At 66.1% G+C, this 9691-nt stretch carries 11 protein-coding genes; 3 read left to right on the top strand and 8 right to left on the bottom strand.

Features of this window, described 5'->3' with window-relative positions:
• The 3 genes from B8115_RS11380 to B8115_RS11370 form a co-directional block, all read right to left on the bottom strand.
• A partial coding sequence (locus B8115_RS11380) for an SDR family NAD(P)-dependent oxidoreductase (protein WP_010627922.1) occupies positions 1–151 on the bottom strand: 151 nt, incomplete at its 3' end.
• A gap of 16 nt (positions 152–167) precedes the next feature.
• Positions 168–1835 (bottom strand): AMP-binding protein, encoded by a 1668-nt coding sequence (locus B8115_RS11375; RefSeq protein WP_010627921.1) that lies wholly within the window; start codon positions 1833–1835, stop codon positions 168–170.
• A 202-nt stretch (positions 1836–2037) separates the two neighbouring features.
• Positions 2038–2643, bottom strand: coding sequence for a TetR/AcrR family transcriptional regulator (locus B8115_RS11370; protein ID WP_035590879.1), 606 nt, complete (start codon positions 2641–2643; stop codon positions 2038–2040).
• Positions 2644–2824: 181 nt separating this feature from the next.
• Between B8115_RS11370 and B8115_RS11365 the strand changes: the two genes are divergently transcribed.
• A complete protein-coding gene (locus B8115_RS11365) occupies positions 2825–4012 on the top strand; it encodes an acetyl-CoA C-acyltransferase (RefSeq protein WP_010627919.1) in 1188 nt (395 codons plus the stop codon).
• A gap of 83 nt (positions 4013–4095) precedes the next feature.
• Here B8115_RS11365 and fetB read toward each other — a convergent pair whose 3' ends face one another.
• Positions 4096–4899 (bottom strand): iron export ABC transporter permease subunit FetB, encoded by an 804-nt coding sequence (fetB, locus tag B8115_RS11360; protein WP_010627918.1) that lies wholly within the window; start codon positions 4897–4899, stop codon positions 4096–4098.
• Positions 4896–5510, bottom strand: a complete 615-nt coding sequence (locus tag B8115_RS11355) for an ATP-binding cassette domain-containing protein (protein ID WP_010627917.1) — start codon at positions 5508–5510, stop codon at positions 4896–4898. The genes fetB and B8115_RS11355 overlap by 4 nt, the downstream gene beginning before the upstream one ends.
• A 131-nt stretch (positions 5511–5641) precedes the next feature.
• On the opposite strand from B8115_RS11355, the gene arsB reads away from it, so the two are divergent.
• Together arsB and B8115_RS11345 are read left to right on the top strand one after the other, a co-directional pair.
• A complete protein-coding gene (gene arsB / locus B8115_RS11350; RefSeq protein WP_010627916.1) occupies positions 5642–6718 on the top strand; it encodes an ACR3 family arsenite efflux transporter in 1077 nt (358 codons plus the stop codon).
• Between the two features lie 57 nt (positions 6719–6775).
• Positions 6776–7978, top strand: a complete 1203-nt coding sequence (locus B8115_RS11345) for an MFS transporter (RefSeq protein WP_010627915.1) — start codon at positions 6776–6778, stop codon at positions 7976–7978.
• 38 nt (positions 7979–8016) lie between these two features.
• On the opposite strand, the gene B8115_RS11340 is transcribed toward B8115_RS11345, so the two are convergent.
• The 3 genes from B8115_RS11340 to pstB are packed head-to-tail and all read right to left on the bottom strand — an operon-like array spanning position 8017 to position 9689.
• Positions 8017–8403, bottom strand: a complete 387-nt coding sequence (locus tag B8115_RS11340) for a metalloregulator ArsR/SmtB family transcription factor (RefSeq protein ID WP_051004630.1) — start codon at positions 8401–8403, stop codon at positions 8017–8019.
• Between the two features lie 34 nt (positions 8404–8437).
• A complete protein-coding gene (locus B8115_RS11335; protein WP_010627913.1) occupies positions 8438–8857 on the bottom strand; it encodes an arsenate reductase ArsC in 420 nt (139 codons plus the stop codon).
• 19 nt (positions 8858–8876) lie between these two features.
• On the bottom strand, positions 8877–9689 hold the full coding sequence (gene pstB / locus B8115_RS11330; RefSeq protein WP_010627912.1) for a phosphate ABC transporter ATP-binding protein PstB: 813 nt from the start codon (positions 9687–9689) through the stop codon (positions 8877–8879).
• Positions 9690–9691: the final 2 nt, after the last annotated feature.

The raw sequence follows: 9691 nt of genomic DNA, 5'->3' as shown, positions 1-9691 counted from the left end.
ATATCGCGAGCGTTTCGGCGTGGGCCTCGACGGCCTCGCTGAGGTCGCAGAGCACCACCCGGCCGCCGCCGGCCACCAGGCGCTCGGCGGTGGCCGCCCCCAGTCCGGAGGCGGCGCCGGTGATCAGAAAGGTACGGTCCTTCACTTGCATTGGGTTGTCTCCCGGTTCATTTGGCTGCTGCCTCCGCCTTTTCGGCGGCATCGGCGCGCAGCTTGAAGCGCTGTATCTTGCCGCTGGGCGTCTTGGGCAGGGCCTCGACGAATTCGATCACCCGCGGAAAGGCGTGGGTGGAGAGCCGCTCACGCACCCGCTGACGAATCTCGTCGGCCAGTTCGTCGCTGGCCTCGAAGCCCTCGCGCAGCACCACATAGGACTTGATGATCTCGCCGCGAATTTCGTCGGGCTGGCCCACCGCGGCGGACTCCGCCACTGCCGGATGCGTGAGCACGGTGTTCTCCACGTCGGTGGGACCTACACGGTAGCCGGCGGTGGTGATGATGTCGTCGTCACGCCCGGCGAACTGGAAGGTGCCGTCCTCGTTGCGGATCACAACGTCGCCGGTCAGGTAGTAGCCCTTGGCGAAGGGGTGCTTCTCCTGCCAGGTATAGCCCTGGAAGAAGTGCGCCGGCGAGCGCTCGATGTCCACCGCCAGCACGCCCGGCTCGCCCGGCGGCAGCTCGTTGTACTCGGCGTCGAGAATGGCCAGGCGATAACCGGGCATGGGCACGCCCATGGCCCCAACGTGCTTGGGATGCCCGAGCGCATGATGGTTGCAGCAGGTCATGCCGGTCTCGGTCTGGCCATAGTGATCCATCACCGGACAGCCCAGCGAGCGCTCGACCCAGGTCACCACTTCGGTGTTGAGCGGCTCACCGGCGGAGCTGGCCACGCGCAGCTCGAGGCTCTCGTGGGCGCTGTCGAACAGCCCCGAGGCCTTCATCAGGCGATAGGCGGTGGGCGCGGCGGCAAAGTTGGTGATGCGGTGCCGGCGCATGAAGTCGAGCGCCCCTTCGGCGCTGAAACCCGCCTCGCAGAAATGCGTGGTCACCCCCAGCAGCAGCGGCCCGGCAATGGCGTAGTAGAGCCCATAGGCCCAGCCGGGGTCGGCCATGTTCCAGAAGCGGTCGCTCTCGCGCAGGTCGATGGCCAGCTCCATGTAAAGGGCGAAGGCCGGCATGCCGGAGAGCGGCACCGCCACCCCCTTGGGCTTGCCCACGGTGCCCGAGGTGAACATCTGCAGGAACGGAGCCTCCGGCGAGAGCCGCGGCGGATTGGCCTGGATCGGCGAGTGCGACAGCGCCTCGTCCCAGTCGAGATCGCCGTCGTGTCCTTCGCTCGGTCCGCCTACGGCCAGCACCGGCGGACACTGGGAGAGACCGTCGAACTTGAAGCGGTTGGCATGATCGGTGATCACCAGCTTAGTATCGGCCCGGCCCAGGCGGTAATCCACGGCATCGGGGCCGAAGGCGGTGAACAGCGGCTGATAGACCGCCCCGATACGCCAGGTGGCCAGTACCGCCACCAGCAACTCGGGGGAACGCGGCAGCATGCAGGCGATGCGGTCACCCACGCCCAGACCGCGCTCGGCGAACCAGCCGGCGAGCCGGGCGCTCTCGGCTTCCAGCTCGGCATAGGTACGCCGATTGACGTTGCCCTGGGTATCCTCATGCACCAGCGCCAAAACCTCACCGCGGCCGGCGCGCAGGTGGCGGCCGCAGCAGGATTCGAAAGCGTTGAACTTGCCATCGCCGTGATCGTCGAGACGCGCGATGACCTCGTCGATGGAGAAGCGCTCCATAAAGGCGGGATACTCAGGAAGCGATTGCGTGCTCATTGACTGCCCTCTTGTGCCTGATTGTGCTTGTTGTTGAAGCTCCGCCTCGACACTGCGCCAGTGTCGAGGCCGGTTCGCCGTTCCATTCCGTTTGGATCTCTTCTGCTTAGATGCAGTTGACGTAAGCGTCAACCTAGCAAGCGCTAGGTACAAGCTAGAAGCAAACTCAAGGCGGGGCAACCCCTCGAATGAGGGGTATGGGCTAGACCTTGGTCGACTGCCCAGGCGGGGTGTGGGCTGAGGTGGTGATCATCGCGACCAGCTCATGGGCCAGATCTTCGGGTTTGCGTGCGCCTTCGGGGTCGTACCAGCGCACCGTCCAGTTCAGCGCCCCCATGACGAAGCGCGAGACGAGAAAGCGGTCGCCGTGTATCAGACCGGCCTCCAGGGCCTCGTCGATGACCCGCTCCCACAGCTCTTCGTAGGCATCGCGCAAATGGCTGAGATGATCTCGCGATGCGGCATCCAGCCGCCGCCACTCGTAGAGCGCGACGACATGGGCGTTGCGGTCGGTCAGCAGCGTCTGCAGATGCGCCCTGGCCATGGCATGCAGCCGTTCGTCGGCCGAGTCGCCGCACTCTTCCAGCGCCTGACGCGCCAGCGCCAGGGCGTTCTGGGTGCCCTCCTCGATGACGGCGGCAAGGATCTCCTGCTTGTCGCGGAAATGATGGAACAGACTGCCGGACTTGATGCCCATCTCCTGGGCCAGCATGCGCACCGTGGTACGGTCGAACCCCTCCTGGACGAACAATTGCGCGGCCAGACGGGTCAATTCCTTACGGCGTGGGGACTCGTTAACGACATTCATCGGGTTTACACTAGCGCTTGCTTGGTTGATCTTGAGAAGAACACAGCAGCGCAAAGAGGTCAACGCGACTAGCGTCGAGACGGCGCTGCGAGAACGTGAGAATACATGCAGGAGACGGCCATGGCGCCAGGCCGGCTCGCGACAATGACAAATCACCCAGGAATACCAGGAGACCGCCACCATGAGCAGCCCGCACGATATCGTCTTTCTTTCCGCCACCCGCACGCCCATGGGCGGCATGCTGGGCAGCCTGGCCAGTCTCACGGCACCCGAGCTCGCCGCCACGGCCATTCGTGCCGCCATCGAGCGTGCCGGTATCGAGGCCGGCAGCATCGATGAGGGCATCATGGGCTGCGTGCTGCCGGGTGGCGTCAAGCAGGGTCCGGCTCGCCAGGCCATGCGCCAGGCCGGCATTCCCGATGGCATCGGCGCCACCACCATCAACAAGCTGTGCGGCTCGGGCATGAAGGCCGCCATGCTGGCCCACGACCTGATCCGTGCCGGCAGCGGCGAGGTGATCCTGGCCGGAGGCATGGAATCGATGTCCAACGCCCCCCACGTGCTGACCAAGGCGCGCACCGGCTACCGTCTGGGCCATGGCGAGCTGAAGGATCACATGTTCCTCGACGGCCTGGAAGACGCCGAAACCGGCAAGCTGATGGGCGTGTTCGCCCAGGACATCGCCAGCCAGCGCGACTACTCCCGCGAGCGTCTGGACGACTTCGCCATCGCCTCGCTGGAGCGGGCCATGGCGGCCACCAATGCCGGCCACCTCGCGGCCGAGATGGCCCCGGTCACCGTCACCAGCCGTCAGGGCGAAAGCGTGGTCGAGCACGACGAGCAGCCGTTCCAGGCCAAGCTCGACAAGATCCGTCAGCTGCGCCCCGCCTTCGCCAAGGACGGGACCATCACCGCGGCCAACTCCAGCTCCATCTCCGACGGCGCCTCGGCGCTGATCCTGGCCAGCCAGGCCGCGGCAGACAGGCTCGGCAGCAAGCCGCTGGCGCGCATGCTGGGTCACAGCACCCACTCCCAGCACCCCAGCGAGTTCACCATCGCCCCGGTGGGCGCCATCGACAAGCTGATGAAGAAGCTCGGCTGGGGCGTGGCAGACGTCGACCTGTTCGAGATCAACGAAGCCTTCGCCGTGGTCACGCTGCTGGCCATGGACGGACTCGACATCCCGCACGACAAGGTCAACGTCTTCGGCGGCGCCTGCGCCCAGGGCCACCCCATCGGCTCCACCGGTTCGCGCATCATCGCCACCCTGATCCACGCCCTGCGCACCAAGGGCGGCAAGCGCGGCATCGCCAGCCTGTGCATCGGCGGCGGCGAAGCCACCGCGGTGGCCATCGAACTCGTGGATTGATACCTGGTCGACCGATCGAGCGCCGCATCGACGACGCCCGCCTCCTCTACAGGAGGCGGGCGTTTTCATGTGCAGGTGCTGGGTCAAGAGCGTGGCGACGAGAGCCGGTCCAGCCGCAGCCGCTCGCGGGAGTCGAACAGCCGGCGGCTGCCCGCCGAAACGGCCGCCAGGGTGCCGAAGCCGGTGCCCAGCGTGATCGCGAACATGATCAGGATCTGGTACTTCACCGCCAGGCCCGGCGCGGTGCCGGCGAGTATCTGGCCGGTCATCATACCCGGCAGGCTGACCACCCCGGCCGCGGCCATGGCATTGATCATCGGCATCAGCCCGCTGCGCATCGCCTCGCGACGAATGTCGCCGATCGCTTCCTGCCAGGGCTGTCCCAGCATCAGCCGGTTCTCGATCACGCCGCGCTGACGCCAGGCGCTGTCGGTCAACCGGTCCAGCGCCAGGGCCACGCCGGTCATGGTGTTGCCCAGCAGCATGCCCAGCAGCGGAATGGCGTACTGCGGCAGATACCAGGGCTCGGGGCCGATGATCACGGTCAGCGTCAGCACGGCCACGGTGAACGAGGAGAGAAACATCGACAGCGTGCCGATGCCGAAGGCCCAGCCGCCCAGCAGCCGACGTTTCTGGCGCGCCATCACCTCGCGCCCGGCGATCAGCAGCATCGCCAGTGCCATCAGCACCACCCATACCAGCCGTTCGGCGGCGAACAGCGCTTCCAGCACCAGGCCCACCAGCGCCAGCTGAATGACGGTTCGCAGCGCCGCAATCAACAGGCTGCGACTCATGCCCAGCCGCATGGCAGCGGTGCAGCCGGCAAGTGCCACCACCATCAGTGCCGCCAGCGCCAGCTGCCACCAGGAGAGCTCGATCACGTTCATGCGGGCTCCAACTCCTCGAGCCGCGCTCCGGCAATCCTCCAGTGATGGCTGGCCACCCGGGCGATCTGCGCGCGGTCGTGGGCCACCCACAGGGTCGGCCAGCCGCGGGAGCGAATGCGCTCGACCAGCCAGGTCTCCACCCGCGCGCTGGTGGCGTCATCCAGGTTGGCGGTCGGCTCGTCGAGCAGCAGCACCCGCGGCTCGAGGCTCACCGCCCGCAGCAGGCCGAGGCGCTGCTTCTCACCGGTGGAGAGACGGCTCACCTGCCACTCCAGGGTATCGGGCGTGAAGCCCAGCGCCGCGAGCTCGCTTTCTGCGGGGCGCGTGGCGAAATGCTCCCCCACCCGATCCTCCCACCAGTGGCTCTCGGCCGGCACCAGCATCACCCGGCGACGCCAGACATGCCCCGGCATTTGCGACTGGGCCTGCTCGCCCAGCCACACCTCGCCGGCGTGAGGCTCGAGATCGGTCACGGCGCGCAGCAGCCGGCTCTTGCCCGAGCCGCTGGCACCGGAAATGCAGCCGATCTCGCCGGGCGCTATCCCGAGATCGATATCGCTCAGCGCGCCGATGCCGACGCCAACGAGCCGCAGAGGTTCGGTCGAGCCCAAATCGCTTCCTCATCATCGGTATTGGCTGAATCATAACAGCGCAGGCGCCGGGTTCGACATGCCGGCCGGCGTTGCTCATATATGGAAAACCATATATCTTTCGCCAAGCCCTTCTCGCGCAGGAGCCACACATGCCCAACGACACTCTCACCCAGGCGCCCTCCACTGCCGAAGGCATGGGACGCTTCGAGCGCTTTCTCTCCGTGTGGGTGGCGCTGGCCATCGTCGCGGGCGTACTGCTTGGCCAGTTCGCCCCGGCCGTACCCGAGACGTTGGCGCAATTCGAGGTCGCCCAGGTATCGATTCCGGTGGCCATTCTGATCTGGGCCATGATCTTTCCGATGATGGCCCAGATCGATTTCGCCGCGGTGCTCGGCGTTCGCCGCCAGCCCAAGGGGCTGGTCATCACCACCACGGTGAATTGGCTGATCAAGCCCTTCACCATGTTCGCCATTGCCTGGCTCTTCCTGATGGTACTGTTCCGGCCCTGGATCCCCGAGCCGCTGGCTCAGCAGTACCTGGCCGGGGCGATCCTGCTGGGCGCCGCACCCTGCACTGCCATGGTCTTCGTGTGGAGTACCCTGACCCGCGGCGACGCCGCCTACACCCTGGTGCAGGTCTCGCTCAACGATCTGATCATGCTGTTCGCCTTCGCTCCCATCGTGGTGCTGCTGCTGGGCGTTTCCAATATCCAGGTGCCGTGGGATACCGTGGCGCTGTCGGTCTTCCTCTACATCGTCATCCCGCTCACGGCGGGCTATCTCACGCGCCGCATCCTGATCGCCAGGCGCGGCAGTGCGTGGTATGACAACGTGTTCATGAAGCGGATCGGGCCGATCACTCCCATCGGCCTGATCGTCACCCTGATACTGCTTTTCGCCTTCCAGGGTGACGTGATTCTCGCCAACCCGCTGCACATCGTGCTGATCGCCATTCCGCTGATCGTGCAGACATTTCTGATCTTCTACATCGCCTATGGCTGGGCCAAGGCCTGGAAGGTACCGCACAACGTGGCCGCTCCCGGGGCCATGATCGGCGCCAGCAACTTCTTCGAGCTGGCAGTGGCGGTGGCCATCGCGCTGTTTGGCCTGCAGTCCGGCGCAGCGTTGGCCACGGTGGTGGGGGTACTGGTGGAGGTGCCGTTGATGCTGGCTCTGGTGCGCATCGCCAACCGTACCCGACACAGGTTCGCCGCTGCCGGGGCATGACCCCACCAAGACGAATGACGGCTTGCCTCACCGAACGGGCGCGGTGAGTATGCGTGGATGAATGCCACCTCACTGCAGCGCCCTGCGCTTACCGTCATCGTGCTTGCCCAGCTGTGCGGCACCTCGCTGTGGTTCTCCGTCAACGGCGTGGGGCTCTCGCTGTCGCGGGATCTCGGCTTCTCAGAGGTCGATCTCGGCAGGCTGACACTCGCCGTGCAGGCGGGCTTCATCTGCGGCACCCTGTTCATCGCCGCCACCGGCCTGGCTGACCGCTTTCGCGCCAGTCGCATCTTCGCCGCCTCCTGCTTGGCGGGCGCGCTGGTCAACGCTGCCTTCGTGCTGGCGGCTACCCAGTTTCCGCTGGCGGTGCTGCTGCGCTTCGCCACCGGGCTATGCCTGGCCGGCATCTATCCGCTGGGCATGAAGCTGGTGATCGGCTGGACGCCCAAGCACACCGGGGCGGCGCTCTCCTGGCTGGTGGGTATGCTCACCCTGGGCACCGCCCTACCCCACTTGCTGCGTGGCAGCACCCTGGGCATGCCGTGGGAGTGGCCACTGCTGGGCGCCTCGCTGCTGGCCCTGCTGGGGGGCGCCATGGTGCTGCGGCTGGGCGACGGCCCGCACCTGCCGCCTTCCGCGGGCAAGGCGCGGCTTTCCGAGGGGCTAGCCGCGCTGGGGGTGAAGCGCTTTCGCGCCGTGGCCGGCGGTTACTTCGGCCACTGCTGGGAACTCTACGCCTTCTGGATGCTGACACCCTTTCTGGTCATGCGCGAAGTCGAACGGCTCATGGCCTCCAACGATCTGGTGGCCTGGCTCTCCTTCGGCATCATTGCGCTGGGGCTGGTGGGCTGCGTGGGGGGCGGTTGGGTGAGCCGCCATTTGGGCAGCCTGTGGGTGGCGCGTTGGGCGCTGACGGCCTCCGGCATGCTATGCCTGGCCTATCCTCTGCTGGCCTGGGCCCCGCCGGGCCTGCTGCTGGCACTGCTGTTTCTCTGGGGACTCACGGTGATCGCCGACTCGCCTCAGTTCTCCGCTCTGGCAGCAGCGGCCGCCCCACGCGAGCGGGTCGGCTCCACGCTGGCGGTAATGAATGCCATCGGCTTCGCGCTCACCATTCCCGCCATCTCGCTGACCACTACGCTGTGGTCGCTGCAGGAGCTGTGGGTACTGTGGTGGCTGTTGCCGGGACCGATTCTCGGCCTGTGGGCGCTGCGTGGCGTAAGCGGTTCGGCGGAACCGGCACCGGCGAGACAGGCGTGAGGTCGTCCGCACTTTTCGTCAGAGCTTGAGCTCACAACCTAGCAGAGGGCGGCGCGCCGCTCGGGCCGATTGCCCATGCCCTGCAGGCGCCGCTGCAGCTCGACCAGACGCGGCGCCTCTCCTTTCTCCGCCGCCGCCAGCACCTCGGCCACCCAGCCCGGCAGCTCATCGGATATGCGGTAGTAGACCCACTGGCCTTCACGGCGATCGCTGAGCAGCCCACAGGTCCGCAGCTGCGCCAGGTGCCGCGAGACCTTGGGCTGGGACTCTTGCAGAGCATGGGTCATTTCGCAGACGCACAGCTCCCCTTCTTCCCGAATCAAAAGGGTCAGCGTCAAACGGGTCTCGTCGGCGAGGCATTTGAAGAGGCGAACGGGATCCAGCTCGGACACCGGCAGTCTCCAGCGGCAAGGACGGAGCCCCATTCTAACCAAGTGAAGCCCCGTCCGTGCAGGCGAATCAACCCAGCTTGCGCAGCTTGGCATCCACCCACAGTTGAAGGCGCCCGCGGATCTCCCGTAGCGTCTTGCGGTAGGCATTGGGGTCGTCACTCAGGCGGGGGTCGGGAATGTCCCAGAAGACCACTTCGCCGGCCTGTCCCTGCCACTCACGGCAGCTCTGCTGGGCTTTCTCGCACAGCACGATGACCGAGTCGAAATACTCCCCGGCATAGCGCTCCAGCGGCTCGCTGGCCAGCCCTTCGGTGCCGATACCCAGATGGTGAAGCGCTTCGAGCGTGAGTTCATGGGGTCGATCGGGCTCGACCCCGGCACTGAAGGCGACGATCCGCTCGCCTTCGATATGGTTGAGCAGCGCCTCGGCCATCAACGAACGGGCGGAGTTGGCGTTGCAGAGAAAGAGAACCCGATACGGTTTCACTGTACTCACCTCACCTCGATCAGCCGAAACGTCCGGTGATATAGTCATGGGTGCGCTGTTCGCGCGGATTGGTGAAGATGTCGTCGGTATCGCCTACCTCGACCAGGTCGCCGAGGTGGAAGAACGCCGTCTTGTGCGCCACCCGCGCCGCCTGCTGCATGTTGTGGGTCACCATGACGATGGTGTAGCTCTCGCTCAGCTCATCGATGAGCTGCTCGATCTTGCCCGTGGCGATGGGATCGAGGGCTGAGCAAGGCTCGTCCATCAGGATCACCTCAGGGCTCACCGCAATGGTGCGCGCAATGCACAGACGCTGCTGCTGCCCTCCGGAGAGACTGGTGCCGGGCTGATCCAGGCGATCCTTTACTTCGTCCCACAGCCCGGCACGGCGCAGGCTGCTCTCGACGATATCGTCGAGTTCGGCACGCCGCCGGGCCAGGCCGTGCAGGCGCGGGCCGTAGGCGATGTTCTCGTAGATCGACTTGGGGAAGGGGTTGGGCTTCTGGAACACGATCCCAACCTGGGCACGCAGCAGCACCACGTCGAGCGAGGGGTCGTAGATGTCGTTGCCGTCGAGGGTCACCTGGCCCTCGACGCGACTCCCCGCAATGGTATCGTTCATGCGGTTCAGGCAGCGCAGGAAGGTCGACTTGCCGCAGCCCGAGGGGCCGATGAAGGCCACCACCTCATGCTCCATGATATCGAGATCGATACCGTGCAGCGCCTCGTTCTCGCCGTAGAATACCTTGACGCCGCGGGCGCTCATCTTGACGTTGGCTGCCTGGGCAGTGCGCTTGTTCATGGCCGTGGGTACGGTGACGGATACAGTCATGG

Origin of the sequence: Halomonas sp. KM-1 (assembly GCF_000246875.1) — a bacterium.
Taxonomy (GTDB): domain Bacteria; phylum Pseudomonadota; class Gammaproteobacteria; order Pseudomonadales; family Halomonadaceae; genus Halomonas; species Halomonas aerodenitrificans.
The sequence above is the reverse complement of the archived record's forward strand: the minus strand, read 5'-3'. Positions and strand labels throughout refer to the sequence as shown.

What these genes read in the sequence shown, in the direction of transcription:
- B8115_RS11375 (WP_010627921.1), bottom strand. Translation starts at nt 1,835, where the DNA reads ATGAGCACGCAATCGCTTCCTGAGTATCCCGCCTTTATGGAGCGCTTC.
- B8115_RS11370 (WP_035590879.1), bottom strand. Translation starts at nt 2,643, where the DNA reads ATGAATGTCGTTAACGAGTCCCCACGCCGTAAGGAATTGACCCGTCTG.
- B8115_RS11365 (WP_010627919.1), top strand. Translation starts at nt 2,825, where the DNA reads ATGAGCAGCCCGCACGATATCGTCTTTCTTTCCGCCACCCGCACGCCC.
- fetB (WP_010627918.1), bottom strand. Translation starts at nt 4,899, where the DNA reads ATGAACGTGATCGAGCTCTCCTGGTGGCAGCTGGCGCTGGCGGCACTG.
- arsB (WP_010627916.1), top strand. Translation starts at nt 5,642, where the DNA reads ATGCCCAACGACACTCTCACCCAGGCGCCCTCCACTGCCGAAGGCATG.
- B8115_RS11345 (WP_010627915.1), top strand. Translation starts at nt 6,776, where the DNA reads ATGAATGCCACCTCACTGCAGCGCCCTGCGCTTACCGTCATCGTGCTT.
- B8115_RS11340 (WP_051004630.1), bottom strand. Translation starts at nt 8,403, where the DNA reads ATGGGGCTCCGTCCTTGCCGCTGGAGACTGCCGGTGTCCGAGCTGGAT.
- pstB (WP_010627912.1), bottom strand. Translation starts at nt 9,689, where the DNA reads ATGACTGTATCCGTCACCGTACCCACGGCCATGAACAAGCGCACTGCC.